The organism is Thiocapsa imhoffii, assembly GCF_016583985.1.
GTDB lineage: Bacteria > Pseudomonadota > Gammaproteobacteria > Chromatiales > Chromatiaceae > Thiocapsa > Thiocapsa imhoffii.
Genome location: NZ_NRSD01000001.1, coordinates 215,704 through 236,386, shown reverse-complemented (window position 1 = coordinate 236,386; position 20,683 = coordinate 215,704). Strand labels below are relative to the sequence as shown.

Here is a 20,683-nt window from a genome sequence, read left to right as displayed (position 1 = left end):
CCGAGCACTCATGGCATGACCTGGTCACGCTGGCGCGGCGACGCCTTGGAACTCGCGCTGCACCTCACTGCCCGAGCCACCAAGGATGCCTTCATCGGTCCTGCTGGCGATGCGTATCGCGTCGCCATCAAGGCGCCGCCGCGCGAGGGCCAGGCCAATCTCAGCCTGCGGCGGTTCATTGCCAAGGCCTTTGGTGTTCCCCCGTCCCGAGTCAGCCTGATCGCGGGGGCGCGCTCCCGACACAAGCGGGTGCGGATCGATGCACCGCGGCAATTCCCGATCCCCATCGAGCCGCCACCGCGGGGCGGCTCCTCAGGCGACTTCGCGGACACCCGTTCGCATTGATACGACCACGGCCGCGCCCAACTCAGTAAGATGGTCGACCCGAGTTCAGCTGACAGACGACAAGAGGGAAACCAGGAATGCGCATTCTGCGAAGAGACGCCAGCCTCATCGGCGCGGGCTTGCTCGCGACCCTACTGATGACGACCGACGCCCTTGCCGGGGGCCCCGTCATGGCCGGCGACTACAAGATCTATTACAACGCCATGTCAACCGAGACGCTCGACCCCGAAATCGCCAAGCTCTATCAAATCAAGCGCGACAAGCGGCTCGGCCTGCTCAATGTCACGGTCGTCAAACCGCAAACCGACGGCCCGCGACAGAATGTACCGGCGCGCGTGGAAGCCACGGCGCAGATGGGCAGTGGACCCAAAACCGCGATCGCCATGCGCGAGATCCGGGTCGGCAGCGGCGTCTCCTACAGCGGCCAATTCCCGATCGCAAACCGCCAGACCGTCAAATTCGAGATTCAGGTCACGCCACCAGGCGGCGGCGAACCCGCCGCGATCGAGTTGGAGCAGCAATTCTTCATCGACTAACCGAACAGGCTCCAGAGGGCATGGACGCCGAATCCGATCACTAACAACCCGGCGACTTGTCGGACCCAAACGCGTTCTGCGATGCGTGCCGCCGCACCGGCAAGCAGGCCGATGCCGAGTAGATTCGGCAAGGTCCCCGCGCCGAAGGCAAGCATGACCAGGGCCCCGTCGAGCGGGTGCCCCGTCGACACCGCCGTGATCAGGACGCTGTAGACCAGACCACAGGGGATCCAGGCCCAGAGATAACCCAAGGCAGCCGCCTGCAGCGGGGTGCGAACAGGCAGCAACCGCCGCCCGAAGGGTTCGATTCGCCGCCACAGGTGCGCGCCGGCCCGCTCGACCACGGCGATCAAGCGCCACCATCCCCCCAAGTACAGCCCCAGCAGGATCATCACCACCCCGGCCAAGGCATAGAGCGCACGCTGCATGATCTGGAAAGCATCGAGCTGAAGCAGCAGGGCACCCAGTCCTCCGAACAGCGCCCCGGCCGTTGCATAACCCGCGATTCGGGCCAGGTTATACAAGAGTTGGTAGGGCGCCATGCGCCAGGGATCGCGGCGAATGCGAGGATCCAACCCCGCGGTGAGCGAACCGACCAAGCCGCCGCACATCGATAGGCAATGAACACCGCCTAGGAGGCCCACCAGAAAGGCGGTCAGATAAAGACCGGTTGTACTCGTGATCATGGCCTGCTCAGTGCGTCGCGGGCGGTGTCGGGTCGTGCGCGTCAGACGCGCTCACGCGATCACCGGGTCCAGGGTGTAGGATGCGCTGCGATGGCGCACTGCGCGCAGTGACATGGCGTGCGCAAGAGACCAGGCAACAGGATGGAAGGATCGATTGCATGAAAGACTACCAACATGACTTCTTGGGATTCGCGGCCGAGATCGGCGCCTTGCGCTTCGGCACCTTCACGCTCAAATCGGGTCGGCAAAGCCCTTATTTTTTCAATGCCGGGCTCTTCAATACGGGGGCCCGACTCGACCGCCTCGCGAGCGCTTACGCCCAGTGCATCCAGGATGCCAATCCGGCTTTCGACGTGCTCTTCGGTCCGGCCTACAAGGGCATCCCGCTGGCCGCGGCAACGAGCATCGCCTTGTCGCGCTCGGGTGTACGCGATGTGGCCTACGCCTTCAATCGCAAGGAGGCCAAGGACCACGGCGAAGGTGGTCTCGTCGTCGGCAGCCCCTTAGTCGGGCGCATCCTGGTCATCGATGACGTCATCACCGCCGGGACCTCGGTGCACGAATCGATGCGGATCATCCAGGAGGCGGGGGCCGAGCCCGCCGGCGTCGTGATCGCGCTCGACCGTCAGGAACAGGGACAGGACGGACGCTCCGCAATCGCCGAGGTCACCGCTCGCTTCGGCATTCCGGTCCTCAGCCTCGTCACGCTCAGCGATCTCATCCAGTATCTTGAGGATCATCCCGCTCAGGGCGCCGACGCGGAAGCGGTGCGCGCCTATCGCGACCGCTACGGCGTCGCATCCCAAGCCTGAAACCGCACCGGTCCCGGCACGCGACTCAGCGACTGCGGATCAGGGTCCCGACACCCTCGTCCGTGAAGAGGTCGAGCATGACCGCATGCTCGACCCGGCCATCGATGATATGCGCCGATTTCACACCGCCCTGCACCGCATCGAGCGCGCAGCGCACCTTCGGCAGCATCCCACCGGCGATGACGCCTTCCGTGATCAAGGTCTGAACCCGCCCGACATCCAATTCGGTGATGAGCGTGCCGGCGGCGTCAAGCAGCCCGGGCGTATTGGTCAGCAGCAAGAGCTTCTCGGCCTTCAGGACCTCGGCGATCTTGCCCGCGACCAGATCGGCATTGATGTTGTAGGAGCGGCCATCCACGCCGACCCCGATCGGTGCGATCACCGGGATGAAATCCCCCTTGACCAACATGTGAACGACCGCCGCATCGACGCTCTCGACCTCCCCGACATGACCGATGTCGATGATTTCAGGCTCGGCCAGTTCCGGGGCGTCCCGTCGCAACAAGAGCTTGCGCGCCCGAATCAGATCGCCGTCCTTGCCGGTCAAGCCCACGGCGGAACCACCGTGCTGATTGATGAAGTTGACGATCTCTTTATTCACCAGGCCACCGAGCACCATCTCGACCACATCCATGGTCTCCGCATCCGTGACCCGCATGCCCTGGACGAACTCACTCACCTTACCGAGTCGCTTCAGGAGCGAGCCGATCTGAGGACCGCCGCCGTGGACGATGACGGGATTGATCCCGACCATTTTCATGAGCACGATGTCACGCGCGAAGCCTTGCTTCAGCGTGGCATCGACCATGGCGTTGCCGCCGTACTTGATCACAATGGTCTTGCCGCGAAAGCGGCGGATATAGGGCAGGGCCTCGATAAGGACCCGGGCGATGGCGTGGGCACGTTCGTTCAGGATGGTCATGGCAACAACAGACTCGGAGGGAAAGTGGTCGAAATGAGGGGCAAGTCGATCCCGGCGACAGGTTCAGAACGGAAGCGGCAAGCCCGGCGCGGCGCGCTCGAGGAGCACGCGAAATCGTGCTTGCATCGCCGCCAAGGCGCGATGATCGTCCCCCTCGAACCGCAGTACCAGTTGCGGTAGGGTGTTGGACGATCGTACCAGGCCCCAGGCATCGGCTGACTCCAGTCGCAACCCATCCAAGGTCAAGACCTCGAGGTTGCCCAGTTGCGCGGCCAACGGAAGCAGTCTGGCCATGATGCGCTCGGCCGCGCCCTCGGCGCAGGGGATGGCCAGCTCTGGCGTCGCAATCCCGCCCGGCAAGGCGGCGAACACACGGTCGCTCGACTGCTGCTCGCGTGTCAAGACCTCGACGAGTCGTGCCCCCGCGTAGAGGGCATCATCGAAGCCCAGCCAACGGTCCTTGAACATGATGTGGCCACTGAGTTCACCGGCAAGTTGCGCACTCGAGGCACGCAGCCGCGCCTTCAACGGGGCATGACCAGAGCGGCAGAGGACCGGCTGACCGCCCGCGCGCCGGACGACCGCGGCCAGATGACGGCTGCATTTGATATCGAAGATCACCTCGGTGCCCGGATGACGCGCCAGGACATCCGCGGCCAACAGCATCAGCACGCGATCGGCGGCGATGAACTGACCGCCCGCGTCAATCACACCCAGCCGATCCCCGTCCCCATCGAAGCCGAGTCCCAGATCGGCACCCTCCGCGCACACCCGCGTGGCCAAGGCGCGCAAACAGGCCGGGCGAGCCGGATCCGGCACGCGCTCGCCCATGCCGGCCGCGGCATCACAGTCGAGCGCGATGACCTGGCAACCGAGCGCACTGAAGAGTTCAGGGGCGAGCTCGGACAGGGTCGCATTGCCGCAATCCACCACCAACCGCAGCGGGCGGGCCAGATGAATCGTGCTGAGGATACGGGCGCGGTAGTGCTCCTGAATCTTGGCCTGGCGCAGCGCTCCCGCTCCGCTGGCCAGATCGCCATCCAGAATGCGCCGCCTGAGCTCTTGGATGGTCTCGGAATCCGCGCTCACGCCCCCGAAAACGACCTTCACGCCATTGTATTCAATCGGATTGTGGCTCGCCGTGATCATGGCCCCAGCGCAGGGACCCCATTCGCAGCAGGCAAAATAAACCATCGGCGTCGAGACCACCCCGAGATCGACCACGTCGATCCCGGCGGACCGGGCCCCACTGATCAGGGCCTCATGCAGCCCGGGACTGGAGGCCCGGCAATCGCGCCCGACCATGAGGATGCGATCGCCCCGGTTCAGCGCCTCCGTGCCGATGGCGCGGCCGATCATCCGGATCATGTCGCCCGTCAATTGACGATCGAGCACACCACGGATGTCATAGGCGCGGAAGATCTCGCGAGGAGGACTCTGAGCGGTCACCGCAGCCATCCGCGCGCTCCGTCTAATGCCGGCCGGTGTGACCGAAACCACCGACGCCGCGCATGGACGCGGTGAAGGTCTCGACGATGGTGAGTTCAGCCTGCAGCACCGGGACCAGGACCAGTTGCGCGATCCGCTCCCCGACCGCCAGCTGGAAGGGCTCCGACCCCCGGTTCCAACAGGACACCATGAGTGGGCCCTGATAATCCGAATCGATCAACCCAACCAGGTTGCCCAGCACGATGCCATGCCGATGACCCAGACCAGAGCGCGGCAGGATGAGACCCGCCACCTGGCGCTCGGCGATATGAATGGCCAAGCCGGTGGGCAGCAGTTCGGTCGCACCCGGCGCCAGCTCGAGGGGCGCGGGGAGCATGGCTCGCAGGTCGAGTCCGGCGGATCCCTCGGTCGCATAGTGTGGCAGTGGGAAATCCCGACCCAGACGTGGGTCCAGGATCTTGACCTCAAGCGGATGCGGCCTGGCGTGCGGCATAGCGTTCCTCGAGAAGCATCGCAAGCGCGCGTGCGAGCTCAACCTTTGGCATCATGGGCCATTCGCGCTGCCCCCCATTCCAGATCACGAGCAACGCGTTCTCACTGTGCTCGAAGCCGCCGACGGTCCCGCCGACATGATTGGCCGCGATCATATCAAGACGCTTGTCACGGAGTTTGCCTCGCGCAGCTGTCTCGACATCATGCGTCTCGGCGGCGAAACCCAGGGTGAAGGGCGGTCGCGGCAAGGCCGCAACCTCGGCGAGAATGTCTGGATTACGCACCAAATGAACCGTCAGGGCGTCGGCGCTCTTCTTGATCTTCTGCCCGGCCGGCGCGGCCGGGCGATAGTCAGCGACGGCTGCGGTGGCGACAAAGATGTCGCACGCCGGAGAACGCCGCATCACCTCGGCGTGCATCTGCAGGGCGGTTTCGACCCGCACCAACTCCGCCACGGCAGGCGGCGGAGGCAAGGCACTCGGCCCGGTGACCAGGACCACCTGGGCGCCCCGTTCGCATAGGGCCTCAGCCAGTGCATAGCCCATGCGCCCGGAACTGCGATTCCCGAGATATCGCACCGGGTCGAGCGGCTCGCGGGTGGGTCCCGCCGTCACCAGCACCGACACCCCGCGCAGCGGCCGATCCGCATTCACCGCATCGTCCGCGCGAGCGCGCTCTGCGGCCAGGGCGACGAGCGCCTCCGCAATCTCAGCGGGCTCGAGCATCCGCCCTGGCCCCTGGTCGCCGCAGGCCTGGGCGCCCACGGCGGGGCCAAGAAGACGCGCGCCGCGTGCCAGCAGGCGGGCGCGATTCTCCTGGGTGGCCGGATGTCGCCACATCTGTTGATTCATGGCGGGCGCGAGGATCAGCGGGGCGGTCGTCGCCAAGGCCAAGGTGGTCAGCAGATCATCGGCGATCCCTGCTGCCAGGCGGGCCATCAGATCAGCGGTCGCAGGTGCGATCAAGAGTAGGTCAGCCCAGCGCGCCAGTTCGATATGCCCCATGCCCGCCTCCGCGGCGGGATCGAGCAGGTCGGTCCGCACGGGCTGTCCCGACACCGCCTGAAAGGTCAGAGGACCGACGAAGGCCATGGCGGCTCGGGTCATGACCACGCGCACGAGAAAGCCCTGTTCGCTAAGTCGTCGGACCAAATCAACCGACTTATAGGCTGAGATGCCCCCGCTGACCCCGAGCAACACCTGAATCGGGCGTGAGGTCGCATCCGCATCGAGCAGAGTAGGCTTCATTGACGATATGTGTATAATCGATTGGGGCGAGTCGGCAGTGTAACCGCAAACCGGTCAGGTCATCAGACCGGCCCCCTATGGGCTGTCGCACTGACCGGCCGCAGGGTCTCGGCCCGACGCCGTCGGGGACAGAAGGCTTTGCGACGGCCTCGGATAGGTCTGCTGTCTTCATGCCCCGGCGTTCCGCTGTCCGATCGCGAACTCCGCGCGGAGGCAGGAACGTCAGGGCGTGCATCGCCGTTCATCGATGAGGAGAGCTTATGCCGATCAAGGACTGGCCGGAAGGGGAGAGGCCACGGGAGAAACTCCTCGAACGCGGGGCGGGCGCCCTGTCCGATGCCGAGCTCCTGGCCCTGTTTCTGCGAACCGGGGTACGGGGCAAAAGCGCGGTCGATCTCGCCCGTGAGTTGTTGAACGACTTCGGCGGACTCGCTGAACTCCTTGCCGCGGACATGCGTCGATTTTGTCAAGGGAAGGGCCTCGGGACCGCCAAGTATGCTGAACTCCAGGCCGTGCTCGAACTCAGCCACCGCTATCTCATGACACGACTCCGTGGCCAGGACGTGCTGACCAGCCCCGAGGCAACCCGTGACTATTTAAAGCTGCGACTCTATGGCTCACCGCACGAGATCTTCGCCTGCCTTTTTCTCGACAACCGTCATCGTGTCATTCGGTATGACGAACTCTTCTTTGGCACCATTGACGGCGCCAGCGTGCATCCACGGGAGGTCGTGCGGCGGGTCATCCAGACCAATGCCGCCGCCGTCATCTTCGCCCACAATCATCCCTCGGGGATCGCCGAACCCAGTCAGGCCGACCTACGGATCACCCAGCGCCTCAAGGAGGCCCTAGGACTGATCGATGTGCGCGTACTCGACCATGTCATCATCGGCGATGGTGCGGGCACGTCGCTCGCCGAACGTGGCTTGCTCTGATCAGAGTGCAGACAGCGAGTGGCGCACGTCGCCGCCCCGACGCCCTCTGTTTGCCTCATCTGCGGAGACGATGGCCCAGGGGAGCGCCCGCACGGCGTCCAGCATGCGCGTGATCTGCAAGCAGTCAGTGCTCGGTGGGCCGACGCGGCTCGGCAGCAGGCGGTGCTGCGCCCGTGACGCTGCAGGCACCCTCGGCGCAACGGCGCTCAAACCGCCACCGTGCAAAGTGTCCGTAGGCCCAGTCGAGCGGCCCCACCAGGCGCAATCCGGTGACCAGGGCGGCAGCATGGCGATATCCTGGCAAACGCCGCCAGATCGCGACGAAGGCCGGCACCCCGGTCAGGATAGTTCCATCCGCTTCACGCGCATGGATCCGGCGCATCGCCGTGCTTGGTTCGATCCCAACAGCGGCCAGTTCACCGCCATCGTTGAGGATATCGACCCAGTGAATCGCAGACTGCCGATCAAGCCGACGATAATGTGCGATTTCCTTGCTGCAGAGTGGGCAGCCGCCATCAAAATAGGCTACAAGAGTGGACATGTTCCCTCGTGCTCGAGCGCGTGGTGATTGCCTTGTCATGTGGGACCCGGTCGCCTCGGTCGCAAGCCTGTCCTCGAATCGAGCCGTCTCGGTTCGTAGGCGGGGGAAACTGGGACTGACCAAGTGGCTCCGGTCGGCGTGACGCGCAAGATGGCGGCGCGCCAGCCCTGAATGCTGTGAGATGCCAAGCTGAGATGACCGTCCAAGCACCCCCCCAAGCCACCCTGGGAGGCAGCCCCGCACAGACGCCCGCCGCGCGACTGCGTGCCTGTCTCGCTCAGGGCGAACTCATCCTCATGCCCTGCTGTTTCGATGCCCTCTCGGCACGCTTGATCGAACAGGCGGGTTTTCCCGTCACCTTCATGAGCGGGTTCGCCGTCGCGGCCAGCCGGCTCGCGGTTCCTGATACGGGACTGATCACGGTCACCGAGATGCTCGAGCAGGGCCGCCACATTTGCGAGGCGGTGCGCATCCCGGTGATCGGCGACGGCGACACCGGCCATGGCAATCCGGCCAATGTGCAACGGACAGTGCATCAGTTCGCGCGCGCCGGCTTCGCTGGCCTCATGATCGAGGATCAACTCGCGCCCAAACGGTGCGGCCACACGGGCGTCCGTGAAGTGGTCGAGCGCGCCGAGGCACTTCGACGCATCCGCGCCGCGGTCGATGCCCGCGATGCCGGTAGCGACCTGCTGATCGTCGCCCGGACCGATGCCCGCAGTGCGTTGGGGCTCAAGGAGGCCATTTGGCGACTCCAAGCCTTCGCTGAGCTCGGTGCCGACATCCTCTTTCTCGAAGCCCCGCGCGATGAGACCGAGATGCGGTCCTTCTGCGATGCGGTTCCTGGCATCAAAATGGCCAATATGCTCGAGGAAGGCATCACGCCCATCCTCCCACCCGCCCGGCTCGCCGAACTCGGTTATGGTCTCGCGGCCTACCCACTGACCCTGCTCAGCACTGCGGTCCACGCCATGCACGAGGCCCTTGAAGCACTCGCCGCAGGCCGTATCCCCGAGCGCCGCGTCGACTTCGCGACACTGCGCACGCTGGTCGGCTTCGATGACTATGACCAGTTGCTCGAGCGCTACTGACAGGACCGAGCGGCTATACAGGCCTGCGCACTCGCCTTACACTCAACACGTTTGATCAAGAGTCTGGTTGAAAATGAGCGAGCGACCGATTACCAACATCGAAGCCTACATGCAGGATCTCGGGCGCCGCGCACGCGAGTCCTCGCGGGCATTGGCGCGTGCGAGCACCCGGCAGAAAAATGCCGCCTTGACGGCGATCGCCGACGCGATCGATCAGCAACGCGAGCTCATCACCACCGCCAATCAGGTGGATCTGGAGCTGGGTCGTGCCAAGGGCCTGGATGCCGCGCTGCTCGATCGGCTTGAGCTGACCCCGGGACGACTCGATTCCATGATCGAGGGGCTGCGCCAAATCGCCGCCTTGCCAGACCCTGTCGGGGCCATCACCGATCTTGATTATCGCCCCTCCGGCATCCAGGTCGGGCGCATGCGCGTTCCGCTGGGAGTCGTCGGAATCATCTACGAGTCGCGACCGAACGTCACCGCGGATGCCGCCGGTCTCTGCCTGAAAGCGGGTAATGCAACCCTGCTGCGCGGTGGCTCGGAGGCCTTCGAGTCCAATCAGGCGATTGCCGACTCGATTCACCAGGGATTGACCGCGGCGGATTTACCGAGCGATGCGGTCCAGGTGGTCGCCACCACGGATCGTGCGGCGGTCGGATCCATGATCACCATGCCAGAGTTCGTTGACGTCATCATTCCGCGCGGGGGGAAGGGGCTCATCGAACGCATCAGCCGCGAGGCACGCGTCCCGGTCATCAAGCACCTCGACGGCATCTGCCACGTCTTCATCGACGCCCATGCCGATCTCGAGAAGGCGTTCGCGATCGCCCTGAATGCCAAGACCCAACGCTATGGCACCTGCAATACCATGGAGACGCTCCTGGTCGATGAGGCAATCGCGCCGCGGATCCTGCCACGTCTGGCCACTGCCTATGTCGAGCAGGCGGTCGAGCTGCGCGGCTGCCCCCGCACCTGTGAGCTCATCACCGAGGCCCACCCGGCCACGGATGCCGATTGGGATACGGAATATCTGGCCCCGATCCTCTCCATCCGGATTGTCCCAGGCCTGGATGTGGCGATCGACCATATCGCGCGGCATGGTTCGGCGCATACCGACAGCATCGTCACCGAGGATTACAGCCACGCCCGTCGTTTCCTGCGCGAGGTCGATTCGAGTTCCGTGATGGTCAACGCCTCGACCCGCTTCGCCGATGGCTTCGAGTATGGACTTGGCGCGGAGATCGGCATCAGCACCGACAAATTTCATGCTCGGGGGCCGGTTGGACTCGAGGGACTCACCTCGGTGAAATTCGTGGTCCTGGGCAACGGCGAGATCCGTACGTGAGACCGATTAGAGACGCCATGATGGACCTGACTCCGATGCGGCGTCGTCCATGTCGATGATCGGCGTCCTCGGCGGTACCTTCGACCCCATCCACTTCGGGCATCTGCGCCCGGCGCTCGATTGTCTCGAGATGCTCGCGCTCGATCAGGTGCGGATGATCCCGCTGAACGTCGCTGTCCATCGTGCGCAGCCCGTCGCCACCGGCGCTCAACGCCTGGCCATGCTCAAGGCCGCGATCGCGGGGCAACCCGGACTCGTGGCCGATGCGCGGGAACTCGAGCGTCCAGGGCAATCCTATACCTACGACACCCTGCTCTCCATACGCGCCGAGTTAGCACCGGAGCAACCGCTCTGTCTCTTGATTGGCGCGGATGCCTTTGCGGGCTTCCTGCGGTGGCATCGGCCGGTTGAGATCCTCAAGCTCGCGCATCTCATCGTGATGCAGCGCCCAAGCCAATCATCCTGGCTGAATTCGGGTCTCGGCGCACTCTATGCGCGATATGGCTGCAACAATGCCAACGACCTGCGCGAGCAAGGCGCCGGCCGCATCCTGTTCCAGGACGTGACGCGCCTGGAGATCTCCGCCACGCAGGTGCGCGAACTGATCCGCAGTGGTCGGAGTCCACGTTATCTGCTACCGGACGCCGTCATCTCCATGATCGAATCCGAACAGCTTTATCGGTGAGCCGGAGGCACATCGCTCCGTTGGGACACGTTTGCACCGTCGCCCACGGACCCCACCAAGGAAAGAGTCGTCGTCACCGCTGCGCGGCGCACGACGCAGACCCCGACGGCGCTGCCGCGTCGCACCCCCTATCCCCAATGCAGAGGAGATCGCATGCAGCTTGAAACACTTCGGCAATTGGTCGTCGACACCCTCGCCGACATGAAGGCCCGCGATGTCGAGGTCATGGACGTCCGCGGCAAGACCGCGATCACCGACTACATGGTCGTGGCCTCCGGCACCTCGGATCGACATGTGAAATCCATCGCCGAGACGCTCGCTTATCGCGCCAAGGAGGCCGGCGAAGCACCGCTGGGGATGGAGGGCGTGACCGAGGGCGAATGGGCGCTGGTCGACCTCAATGGCGTCGTGGTCCATATCATGCTGCCCAAGGTGCGCGACTTCTACAACCTTGAGCGGCTCTGGTCGGCGCCTGCCCTCGTGACGAAGGCCGCCGCAACGAACCACTGAGGCCATGCCTTGAACCCATGATGACCGCGATACCTGGTCTCTTGATGCCTGGTGTCATCTGCGCGAGGGACCCTGCGCCTTGGCCCGTCACAGCCGATCCAGATAACGCGTTCCACCGAGACGACTCGCCTGATCACTGATCCACGCCGCGCGCCGGCGCAGATGCGGCGACGGTCGGGCCAAGCGATAGGTGCTCGGCGAGGGCAGCGCACCAATCAGCAGTGATGCCTGCTCCAAGGTCAGTTGGGATGCCGGTTGCTCCAGATAGCGCTGGCTCGCAGCCTCGATTCCGTAAGTACTCGGGCTGAACTGCACGATGTTGAGATACACCTCCAGGATGCGTTCCTTCGACCAGAGACGTTCCATCAAGAAGGCAAACCAGGCCTCGAGGATTTTTCGCGTCCAGTCCGAGCGTGGCCAAAGAAAGAGGTTCTTCGCCGTTTGTTGCGTGATGGTGCTCGCGCCGCGCAGCCGCTCGCCCTGTCGATAAGCGTCCCAGGCCGCCCGGATCTCGATGAAGTCGAACCCCTGATGAGTGGGGAAGCGCTGATCCTCGCCAGCGATCGCGGCGAGACGCGCCGCGGGCGAGATCTGCTCCAGTGGAACCCAAACATGATGATAAAAGGGCGGAGCACGATCAAGCCGCCATAGGTTATAAGCGTGTTGGAGCATGAAGGCCGATGCCGGCGGATCCATCCAGCGTAGAGTCAAGACCAGAACAACCGATGCGAGCAGCACGCTGCTCAAAATCTTGAATAAGAAACGGCCAAGACGTCCCATCGGCGTGCGACCCGCACCCATCGGCATGATGCGAATAGGGTGCGACGCGCTGCCATCGAGCACCGTTCCAGAGCGACCATGGCCCCCGAGTGTGGGCATGCCCGGCGAAGAGGTGGGTGCGGAATCAGGCCGCGAAGCGCCTTGATTGCAGTAACTTGAGCTGGTCGCGGATGGCTGCGGCCTGCTCGAACTCCAGATTCTTGGCATGTTCGTACATGGCCTTCTCGAGTGACTTGAGTTTCTTAGCGAGCTGCTGCGGAGTCAAGTGAGTGTATTCAGTGAGGTCCTCGGCAACTTTCGCATTGTCATGCCCCTTCGTGGGACGACCCGGAATGGCGCCCTCGAGGATATCCGCAATCGCTTTGCGAATCGTTTGGGGCGTGATCCCCGCGGCCGCATTGTGGGCGATCTGCTTGGCCCGTCGCCGCTCGGTCTCCTCGATCGCCCGCTGCATCGAGCCCGTGATGCGGTCGGCGTAGAGGATGGCCTTCCCGTTGGCATTGCGCGCGGCGCGGCCAATGGTCTGGATCAAGGATCCTTCAGAGCGGAGGAAGCCTTCCTTGTCGGCATCAAGGATGGCGACCAAGGACACCTCAGGCAGATCGAGACCCTCGCGTAGCAGGTTGATCCCCACCAGGACGTCGAACTCGCCTAACCGCAGATCCCGAATGATTTCGACGCGCTCGACCGTATCGATATCCGAGTGCAGATAACGGACCTTCACCCCGTGCTCGTTGAGATAATCGGTTAGATCCTCAGCCATGCGCTTGGTCAGGGTCGTCACCAACACGCGCTCGCCGGCGGCGATGCGCAGCTCGACCTCCGAGAGCAGATCATCGACCTGCGTCAGGGCTGGACGGACCTCGACCTCGGGATCGACTAGACCCGTGGGGCGCACGACCTGCTCGACCACCGCCCCCGAGGTCTTGATCTCGAACTCGCGTGGCGTGGCCGAGACATAGATGGTCTGAGGCTGACGGGCCTGGAACTCCTCGAACCGCAGGGGGCGATTGTCCAGCGCCGAGGGGAGGCGAAAGCCATAGTCCACCAAATTCTCCTTGCGCGAGCGATCGCCCCGATACATACCGCCGAGCTGCGGCACCGTCACGTGGCTCTCATCGATGACGACGATGGCCTCCGCGGGGAGATAGTCGTAAAGGGTCGGTGGTGGCTCACCCGCCTCCCGCCCCGAGAGATAACGGCTGTAATTCTCGATCCCCGAGCAGTAGCCTACCTCCAACATCATCTCCAGGTCGAAGAGCGTGCGTTGCTCCAACCGTTGCGCCTCGACGAGCTTGTCGTGCTCACGCAACCAGTTCAAACGCTCCTTCAGTTCCGTCTTGATCTGCTCGATCGCGCCCAGGATGGTCTCGCGCGGTGTGGCATAGTGAGTCTTCGGAAAGACGGTGTAGCGCGGCACCTTGCGCAAGAGCTGACCGGTGAGCGGGTCGAACAGCGACAGCGACTCGATCTCCTCATCGAAGAGTTCGACCCGCACCGCCTCGTCATCGGACTCGGCCGGGTAGATATCGATCACGTCGCCACGGACCCGATAGGTGCCGCGCGCAAGTTCGATCTCGTTGCGCCGATATTGCAGATCGGCGAGGCGGCGCAGCAACGCCCGCTGATCGATGAGGTCACCGCGGTTGAGATGCAGCACCATCTTCAGATAGGCGTCCGGATCACCGAGTCCATAGATCGAAGACACGGTCGCGACAATGATGACATCCGGGCGCTCCAGCAACGCCTTCGTCGCTGAGAGCCGCATCTGCTCGATGTGCTCGTTGATCGAGGCATCCTTCTCGATATAGGTGTCGGTCGAGGGGACGTAGGCCTCGGGTTGGTAGTAGTCGTAGTAGGAGACAAAATACTCCACCGCATTGTGCGGGAAGAAGTCTTTCATCTCCCCATAGAGTTGCGCCGCCAGCGTTTTGTTTGGCGCCAGGATCAACGCCGGACGCTGCAGCGTCGCGATGACATTGGCAATGGTGAAGGTCTTGCCCGAGCCGGTCACACCCAGCAGTGTCATGGCGGCCTCACCGTCGCGAAACCCTGTGACAAGACGGGTGATGGCCTCGGGCTGATCGCCCGCGGGGGCAAACTTGGAGACCAACTGAAAGGCGCGTTCGGACATGGGTGACCCAATGGCAGTGAGACGTTGATCAACCTCGTTCAGACCTGCCGGGGGCACGACGAGCGAGACAGATGCCGGGTGGCTGACGTTTCGCTATGATTGGGAGCGATGACCCGCTTGTCCAGTCACCCCAGCTACCCGAGAGACCATCCGCAGATGACCATCAAGCTCGCCGCGCGCGTTCAGGCCGTTAAACCATCCGCCACCCTGGCCATCACCGCCCGCGCCAAGGCCCTGCGCGCCGCCGGACAGGACGTCATCGGACTCGGTGCTGGCGAACCTGACTTCGACACGCCTGAGCACATCAAGGAGGCCGCGATGCAGGCCATCCGCGATGGCTTCACCAAATACACCGCGGTCGATGGCACCCCTGAACTCAAACAAGCCGTAATCGACAAGTTTCAGCGCGAGAACGGCTTCAGCTATGAACAGGATCAGATCCTCGTCTCTTGCGGCGGCAAGCAGAGCTTCTTCAATCTTGCCCAAGCGGTCCTCGATCCGGGCGACGAGGTCGTGATCCCCGCGCCCTATTGGGTCTCCTACCCGGACATGGTCCTCCTCGCGGGCGGGGTCCCTGTCTTTGTACATGCCGGGGCGGAACAAGGCTTCAAGATGACGCCCAGCCAATTGAATGCCGCGATCACCCCCCAAACTCGCTTGGTCGTCATCAACAGCCCCTCGAACCCGACGGGGATGGCCTACAGTCACGACGAGCTTGAGGCGCTGGGCGCGGTGCTGCGCGAACACCCCCGGGTGCTCATCGCGACCGATGACATGTACGAACACATCCGCTGGCGCACCGAGCCCTTCGTCAACATTCTCAATGCCTGTCCGGATCTCAATCCGCGCACCCTCGTCCTGAACGGTGTGTCCAAAGCCTATTCCATGACCGGCTGGCGCATCGGTTACGCCGGCGGCCCCGCCGAGGTCATCAAGGCCATGAAGAAGATCCAGGGCCAAAGCACCTCGAACCCCACTTCCATCTCGCAGGTGGCCGCGCAAGCCGCCTTGGAAGGGCCGCAAGAGTGCATCGGCGTCATGCTCGAGGCATTCCGCCGACGCCACGATCTCGTCGTCACGAGGCTCAATCAGATCCCGGGCATCGACTGTCTTCCGACCGACGGGACTTTTTATGTGTTTCCACGGGTCCAAGGGGCCATCGACGCCCTTCCCGGCATCACGAACGATCTCGAATTCGCCGAATACCTGATCGAACGCGCCGGCGTCGCCCTCGTCCCAGGCTCCGCCTTCGGACTCAACGGCCATGCGCGCATCTCCATCGCCACCAGCGATCAGAACCTGGAACAAGCCCTCGAGCGCATCGCACGCGCCGTCGCCTGATGGCCGCACGCGTGAGGCAAAGCGCCCCGACCGGGTGGCGGGTGACTTGACTCAAAGGCGACATCAGGCTATCGTTCTGCGCTCACATTGATCCCTGGTAGCTCAGTCGGTAGAGCGGGTGACTGTTAATCACTAGGTCGGCGGTTCGAGCCCGTCCCAGGGAGCCAATAAAATCAAGGCGTTACCGTAGTCATGCGGTAGCGCCTTTTGCGTTTCAGGCTTCCGGTTGCCGTCTGGCTGCCGTTTGTCCCGAGCTTGCCGCGTTGCACTCCGGTCTAGGTCCTGGTGCGAGGGGTTTCTCGTGGCGTAACGGGAAAGGCGGTTCCACCTGGACATCGCAAGCAGGACGCTAGGGCGTGCACCTGGTCGGGCAGGCTGTGACGGCTAGGGGCAGGTGTGTGGCGCGCTCACAAGCGAATGTGCGTGACGATCAGCCACCCATCGCAAGCATGCTCGAAGCGACCATAGAAAAGCCGAACCTCTCGCGGATTGTTCATTCCAGGCGATTCCGGCTTGATCTATCGTCGTTGACTCCAGGACACTCGCTATCCTCCGTGATGTGTGCGAGGAAATAGAGCATAAGCCTTCTCGTGTTCCTTATATCCCCGTCCTTCATGCCGATGCCTCGGTTGACGCGTCAGCGAGACATTCGAGATCTGTGAGCCTTTGTTTTCAGCATCCTTCACCCACGCGGCGCAATCAGCAAGTCGTCCAGGAACTCGGATGCCGGGGCAACGCCGCTGACGAAGAGGTGATCCCGTGCCCGTGTGCAGGCGACGTAGAGCAGGTGGCGCTCGGTGTTGTAGACCTCCGCGAGATCGCTGTCGTCGGTCACGGTTTCGATGCGCGACTGCGAGGGGATGACCTCGTCGTCGCAGGCCATGACGGCGACCGCGCGAAACTCCAGCCCCTTTGCGAGGTGCATGGTGGCAATGGAGAGATGTCCCTGGTCGGTCTCAACATGCTCGTCTAGGACCTTGGCGGGTAGTCCTGTTTCGGTTGCCGCGGTACGCGCACGCTCCAGCTCGTCCTCGGAGCGGACGAAGATGGCGATCTCATGGGGTTCGACGGATTCGGCGATGCGCTCTTTGATCCAGGCGGCAACCGCGCCGGCCTCCTCTGTGGGCGTCTTGAAGCTGGCGACGGTCGGGGCGGGGCCGTTGAAGACCGAGATGGTGCCGCGTCGGTCTTCGGTGTTGCCGTCGACATCGGATGTCTCCGGACCGAGAAGACGGTCCGCTTGGCTTCGGATCTGATGCGAGGTGCGATAGTTGATCTGAAGCGTGCGGGCGCGGCCGCGGATGTCGACGCCCAGGGACAGCCAGGAGAACGGCGGTTGCAGAATGCGTTGACCGAGGTCGCCCGCGAAGAAGAGTCCGCTCGGACGCCCGGCGGCCAACGCGGCGAGGAAACGCAGTTGAGGCACGCTGAGATCCTGGGCCTCATCCACGACCACGAAGTCGAACGGGCGCTGTCGGCGTTCGCCCAACTGCGTTGCGAGGTTGGTCAATAGGGCTGCGCGTGTGGTCAATCCACTCTCGGTCAGTGCGGCTCGGACGGACTCGAAGATGGTCCAGAGCACGGCTCGCCGGGACTCCGGCAGACGTGTCTTGCGACCCAGGCGCTTCACATCCCGATAGGCATCCCACGTCTTCAACTGCCAGGCGTCGACCAGATCCGTCCATTCCGAACGCAGGAAACCGAGACCGAACGTCTGATTCCCAGCCGCCGCGCTTGCCTCGGCGATCAAGCGGCTGATCTGCTCATCCGTGGCCAATCGTGCCGGCCCGAGATGCCTCGCAGACAGCCGGCTGCCGACGGCATCGATGGCGTCGACGTCCAGCCGCTCGGCGAGTCGTGGCTCGGTGCTGATCAGGCGTCTGAGCTGGGTACGCAGCGCATTCGCGAGCGTCTCGGAGAGGGTCGTCAGCAGGACGCGACTCTCCGGATGTCGACGCGCGAGAACGACCGCGCGATGCAGCGCGACGATGGTCTTTCCGGTCCCGGCGGACCCGCAGACACGCGCCGGGCCGTTGAACTCGCGCTCGACCCATTGGCGCTGGGCGGGATGGAGAAAGATGGTCCACTTGTCCCAGGGGAAGGCCAAGGCCCGCTCAAGCTCCTGAAGATCGCCCATGATGCGGAAACGCCGCTGGGCGTCCGGATGCGCGAAGGGGTCCGCATCGGGCGTCGCGACGGGGCGGGAGACGGGCGGCTGCTCGCCGGTAGCCAGTTGCAGCAAGGCTTCGGCGGCTTCGGCGGGCAGATGATCCGCCAGTTCGAGCAAAGTGTCCTCGTTCGCGAGCCGGACATCGGCCAGCCATTCCGGCGGGACGCCGTACCCGAGCAGTTCCGAGTCCGCGCGCTGGGCAAACAGAAGCGGCCTGGCGGGTGCGGGTTGTACGACCTCGACGTAGACCGGCACGGCAATCTCTTCGATGCGCTCGCGAATCTCGACCAACTGTGCGGCACCGGTTTGCGGATGGACCTCCAGTTTGCGGCGCTCGGCCCAGGCGTAGGCGCGGTCGTGATGATCCACGTAGCACAGCAGGAGGCTCCCCGCCGCCCGATGGACGATCAAGCGGATATCGCCGCTGACCCGGACCGACCAGAAGGCCTTATCCCGCGCCTTGTCGAGTTTATGGAACGACAAGCCGGGGTTGGCCGGGTTGATCTGCAAGTCAAACGCGGTGGTCTTGACGGCCTTCTGCTCGTCGCCCGCCAGACGGGCAAGACTGTCGGTGAAGGTGTCGGCGATGCGGAAGTCCATAATTTCGTTAGATTATCTCAAGACCTCAACGCGACGGGGCGCTAGTCAAGGCCGGCACACACTCAATGATAGGTGTTCCGAGATCAGGGCAGATCGAACAGATTGCGCAGAAAGTCCTGAACTGCCTTGATCCGGGGCACAGAGAGTGCTTGATCCCGCAGCCAACGGTTATCTTGGATTGAGACCTGTACTGCCTTTCCTGGCCGCAGGATGCTTGCCATGGCGCCAATAATAGCCTTGTTCCTGCCGGCCGGCTTCGCCAGATCTTCAAGATCCTCCGGGAGGCAGCAGCTTGCCTTCCCCTCGGCATCCACATGGTGCCTGGCAGTATCCAATAGGCAAGGGTAGACCAAGGCAGCGCTCTCCAGAAGCAAGTCCTCAAGCGTTCCCGCAGCGGCGTTGTCCGGCAGGACAAAGGCCCCGAGTCTCGGTGCGCCCAGGGTCAGGGCGCCGGGCTTCTCATCCAGCAACAACCCAATCTTCCCCATGCGATCCCGAATACGGGCATACCGCTCCGAAGCCGCGGTCTGCTTGTCGGAGTCGAGGATCAGGCCAATACTGGTGACCGTACTCCGATCCAGCAGTGCGAGATTCTCTTCGATGGTCTCAACCAGGCGCGTATCGCCGATGGCGCTGTGGACCGCGATGGCGTGGGAATCGCTGATTAGAAACAGCGGGACCGGCATTCGCTTCTGAAGGTCACCACCCGGCGGGTACTCCCGGGGAATCAGCGGACGAAGGGTGTCATCAAGGTCACTCTCAAACCTGACCCGCTTCAGGCCGAACGGACTCAGTAGCCGATAAACAAACTCGACGTCATGGGGACCCTCTACCACCAGATAGCCATACTTGCGCATGGTCTATCTCAGGTCCAAGCCACGCTCGACGCGCAGCCTCTGCAATAGATCGCCGGAGAACCGCTTGCATTGCGTCTGGTCTTCCGTTTGCGCCAGATGAAATGCGACGACGTCCTCACTCGCGCCTACCGAGCGACCCGCAACCAGGGCGTCGAGGGCTTCCAGACTGTGTGTCGTCACAAACAACTGAACGCCTAACCTGCGCGCCGACGCGGCCAGCCAACCGAATACCCGGCCCAAGACCTGGACGTGAATCCCCGTCTCCACCTCGTCGATCAACAGGACCCCGCCTTGCTTCAGCGTGGGGAGTGTGGCGGCCAAGAGCACGGACCGGCGCATGGCGTCGCCGAAGATCGACAGAGGTGCGATACCGAGCCTGCGGTGCTTGATGTAAATGGCTGGACGGTCACCAGCGAAGGACGCCAGATCAATACCTTCGATATCAGGGTCGAAATCCCGAAGCAGTTCCAGCACGGATGGCGAGTCATCCTGGAAGATTCTCATCGATTGAGATCGAACCTGATTGCGATTGGTTTGGTAGGAATAGGGTGTGAGGGTCTCGCAATCGATCCGGGCGCCCCTCGCCGGCCTGGGGAATTGCGCAGGTCCGTTCTCCCACAGCTTAAACGTGGGCTGTTCCGGGCCAGCAGGCTGCCTCCCGTGGAACTCCGTAGGGCCCGGCAGGGTGGTCCAGTCTGGATAATGTACCAGCTCCGCGCCGCGCATCGTCTCCGGAGCCGTATCAGGGGCGCGACGATAAGGACTGCGCCAACGCAGCCACTCCTCGGGGCTGGGCACGCCAAGGAACTCTCCATAGCGAACGCGCAGGGTCCGTAGCGGGAAGCGTCCATCGCACTCGAATTCGCACCCCGCTTCCACTAATTCGTCGGAGTCCGGCGACACCAAATCGCGTCGAAAGCACCAACGCAAGGATTGAAGCCGGGTCTCGTCAAGACCGCCAAAATCGCGCCGCCGTACCATCGCCAACCATTGGTCCGGGTTACTTGGTTGGCAGATAAGCGACAGGGCCTCAAGGACGCTGGTCTTTCCTGAATTATTGGCGCCGATCAGGATGTTGACCCATCCAAGTCCGTGCAGGTCGAGCGAACGGAGCCCACGGAATCCGTTGATGCCAAGGCGCGAAAGAGAAAGCTCAGACATGGAGTTAGTCAACGTCGTCACTGGATAATAAACGGGAGAAG

At 63.5% G+C, this 20,683-nt stretch carries 20 protein-coding genes and 1 tRNA gene; 10 read left to right on the top strand and 11 right to left on the bottom strand.

The annotated features are described in order from the left end of the window. Nucleotides 1–15 precede the first annotated feature (15 nt). Together CKO25_RS01075 and CKO25_RS01070 are read left to right on the top strand one after the other, a co-directional pair. On the top strand, nucleotides 16–345 hold the full coding sequence (locus CKO25_RS01075) for a DUF167 family protein (protein WP_200386049.1): 330 nt from the start codon (nucleotides 16–18) through the stop codon (nucleotides 343–345). A 77-nt stretch (nucleotides 346–422) separates the two neighbouring features. After that, complete coding sequence (locus CKO25_RS01070) at nucleotides 423–881, top strand: DUF4426 domain-containing protein (protein ID WP_200386048.1); 459 nt, start codon at nucleotides 423–425, stop codon at nucleotides 879–881. Here CKO25_RS01070 and CKO25_RS01065 read toward each other — a convergent pair. Beyond that, nucleotides 878–1,567: a sulfite exporter TauE/SafE family protein gene (locus CKO25_RS01065; RefSeq protein WP_200386047.1), complete on the bottom strand. Its 690-nt coding sequence runs from the start codon at nucleotides 1,565–1,567 to the stop codon at nucleotides 878–880. The genes CKO25_RS01070 and CKO25_RS01065 overlap by 4 nt on opposite strands. Before the next feature lie 158 nt (nucleotides 1,568–1,725). Here CKO25_RS01065 and pyrE point away from each other — a divergent pair, with 158 nt between their 5' ends. Beyond that, nucleotides 1,726–2,379: an orotate phosphoribosyltransferase gene (gene pyrE, locus CKO25_RS01060; RefSeq protein WP_200386046.1), complete on the top strand. Its 654-nt coding sequence runs from the start codon at nucleotides 1,726–1,728 to the stop codon at nucleotides 2,377–2,379. A gap of 25 nt (nucleotides 2,380–2,404) precedes the next feature. Here the strand turns inward: pyrE and argB are convergent, their stop codons facing one another. The 4 genes from argB to coaBC all read right to left on the bottom strand — a co-directional run bounded on the left by argB (nucleotide 2,405) and on the right by coaBC (nucleotide 6,489). After that, nucleotides 2,405–3,301, bottom strand: a complete 897-nt coding sequence (gene argB / locus CKO25_RS01055; RefSeq protein ID WP_200386045.1) for an acetylglutamate kinase — start codon at nucleotides 3,299–3,301, stop codon at nucleotides 2,405–2,407. A gap of 63 nt (nucleotides 3,302–3,364) precedes the next feature. Beyond that, nucleotides 3,365–4,759 carry a phosphomannomutase/phosphoglucomutase gene (locus CKO25_RS01050; protein ID WP_200386044.1) on the bottom strand — a complete coding sequence of 465 codons (1,395 nt, stop codon included), beginning with the start codon at nucleotides 4,757–4,759 and terminating at the stop codon, nucleotides 3,365–3,367. Nucleotides 4,760–4,772: 13 nt separating this feature from the next. Further along, nucleotides 4,773–5,243, bottom strand: a complete 471-nt coding sequence (gene dut / locus CKO25_RS01045; protein ID WP_200386043.1) for a dUTP diphosphatase — start codon at nucleotides 5,241–5,243, stop codon at nucleotides 4,773–4,775. Beyond that, nucleotides 5,215–6,489, bottom strand: coding sequence for a bifunctional phosphopantothenoylcysteine decarboxylase/phosphopantothenate--cysteine ligase CoaBC (coaBC, locus tag CKO25_RS01040; protein WP_200386042.1), 1,275 nt, complete (start codon nucleotides 6,487–6,489; stop codon nucleotides 5,215–5,217). The genes dut and coaBC overlap by 29 nt, the downstream gene beginning before the upstream one ends. A gap of 260 nt (nucleotides 6,490–6,749) precedes the next feature. On the opposite strand from coaBC, the gene radC reads away from it, so the two are divergent. Further along, nucleotides 6,750–7,424 carry a RadC family protein gene (gene radC / locus CKO25_RS01035; RefSeq protein WP_200386041.1) on the top strand — a complete coding sequence of 225 codons (675 nt, stop codon included), beginning with the start codon at nucleotides 6,750–6,752 and terminating at the stop codon, nucleotides 7,422–7,424. Between the two features lie 124 nt (nucleotides 7,425–7,548). On the opposite strand, the gene CKO25_RS01030 is transcribed toward radC, so the two are convergent. Continuing rightward, complete coding sequence (locus CKO25_RS01030; RefSeq protein ID WP_200386040.1) at nucleotides 7,549–7,965, bottom strand: thiol-disulfide oxidoreductase DCC family protein; 417 nt, start codon at nucleotides 7,963–7,965, stop codon at nucleotides 7,549–7,551. A 194-nt stretch (nucleotides 7,966–8,159) separates the two neighbouring features. Here CKO25_RS01030 and CKO25_RS01025 point away from each other — a divergent pair, with 194 nt between their 5' ends. From CKO25_RS01025 to rsfS, 4 genes are all read left to right on the top strand, one after another. Beyond that, nucleotides 8,160–9,056, top strand: coding sequence for an isocitrate lyase/PEP mutase family protein (locus CKO25_RS01025; RefSeq protein WP_200386039.1), 897 nt, complete (start codon nucleotides 8,160–8,162; stop codon nucleotides 9,054–9,056). A gap of 73 nt (nucleotides 9,057–9,129) precedes the next feature. Continuing rightward, nucleotides 9,130–10,404: a glutamate-5-semialdehyde dehydrogenase gene (locus CKO25_RS01020; protein ID WP_200386038.1), complete on the top strand. Its 1,275-nt coding sequence runs from the start codon at nucleotides 9,130–9,132 to the stop codon at nucleotides 10,402–10,404. 55 nt (nucleotides 10,405–10,459) lie between these two features. Further along, entirely contained in the window at nucleotides 10,460–11,089 is a 630-nt protein-coding gene (gene nadD / locus CKO25_RS01015) for a nicotinate-nucleotide adenylyltransferase (RefSeq protein WP_200386317.1), read from the top strand. Between the two features lie 153 nt (nucleotides 11,090–11,242). Continuing rightward, nucleotides 11,243–11,599 (top strand): ribosome silencing factor, encoded by a 357-nt coding sequence (gene rsfS, locus CKO25_RS01010; protein ID WP_200386037.1) that lies wholly within the window; start codon nucleotides 11,243–11,245, stop codon nucleotides 11,597–11,599. 87 nt (nucleotides 11,600–11,686) lie between these two features. Here rsfS and mtgA read toward each other — a convergent pair whose 3' ends face one another. After that, the gene (mtgA, locus tag CKO25_RS01005; protein ID WP_200386036.1) at nucleotides 11,687–12,478 is read right to left on the bottom strand and encodes a monofunctional biosynthetic peptidoglycan transglycosylase; all 792 of its coding nucleotides are present in this window, start codon (nucleotides 12,476–12,478) and stop codon (nucleotides 11,687–11,689) included. A 25-nt stretch (nucleotides 12,479–12,503) separates the two neighbouring features. Then, a complete protein-coding gene (gene uvrB, locus CKO25_RS01000) occupies nucleotides 12,504–14,513 on the bottom strand; it encodes an excinuclease ABC subunit UvrB (RefSeq protein WP_200386035.1) in 2,010 nt (669 codons plus the stop codon). Nucleotides 14,514–14,669: 156 nt separating this feature from the next. On the opposite strand from uvrB, the gene CKO25_RS00995 reads away from it, so the two are divergent. Together CKO25_RS00995 and CKO25_RS00990 are read left to right on the top strand one after the other, a co-directional pair. Next, nucleotides 14,670–15,854, top strand: coding sequence for a pyridoxal phosphate-dependent aminotransferase (locus CKO25_RS00995; RefSeq protein ID WP_207161879.1), 1,185 nt, complete (start codon nucleotides 14,670–14,672; stop codon nucleotides 15,852–15,854). 91 nt (nucleotides 15,855–15,945) lie between these two features. Beyond that, nucleotides 15,946–16,021: transfer RNA gene (locus tag CKO25_RS00990), tRNA-Asn, on the top strand. Nucleotides 16,022–16,536: 515 nt separating this feature from the next. On the opposite strand, the gene CKO25_RS00985 is transcribed toward CKO25_RS00990, so the two are convergent. The 3 genes from CKO25_RS00985 to CKO25_RS00975 all read right to left on the bottom strand — a co-directional run bounded on the left by CKO25_RS00985 (nucleotide 16,537) and on the right by CKO25_RS00975 (nucleotide 20,642). Next, a complete protein-coding gene (locus tag CKO25_RS00985; RefSeq protein WP_200386034.1) occupies nucleotides 16,537–18,624 on the bottom strand; it encodes a 3'-5' exonuclease in 2,088 nt (695 codons plus the stop codon). Between the two features lie 83 nt (nucleotides 18,625–18,707). Further along, on the bottom strand, nucleotides 18,708–19,481 hold the full coding sequence (locus CKO25_RS00980) for a DUF3226 domain-containing protein (RefSeq protein ID WP_200386033.1): 774 nt from the start codon (nucleotides 19,479–19,481) through the stop codon (nucleotides 18,708–18,710). A gap of 3 nt (nucleotides 19,482–19,484) precedes the next feature. Next, nucleotides 19,485–20,642, bottom strand: a complete 1,158-nt coding sequence (locus CKO25_RS00975; protein ID WP_200386032.1) for an AAA family ATPase — start codon at nucleotides 20,640–20,642, stop codon at nucleotides 19,485–19,487. Nucleotides 20,643–20,683 lie beyond the last annotated feature (41 nt).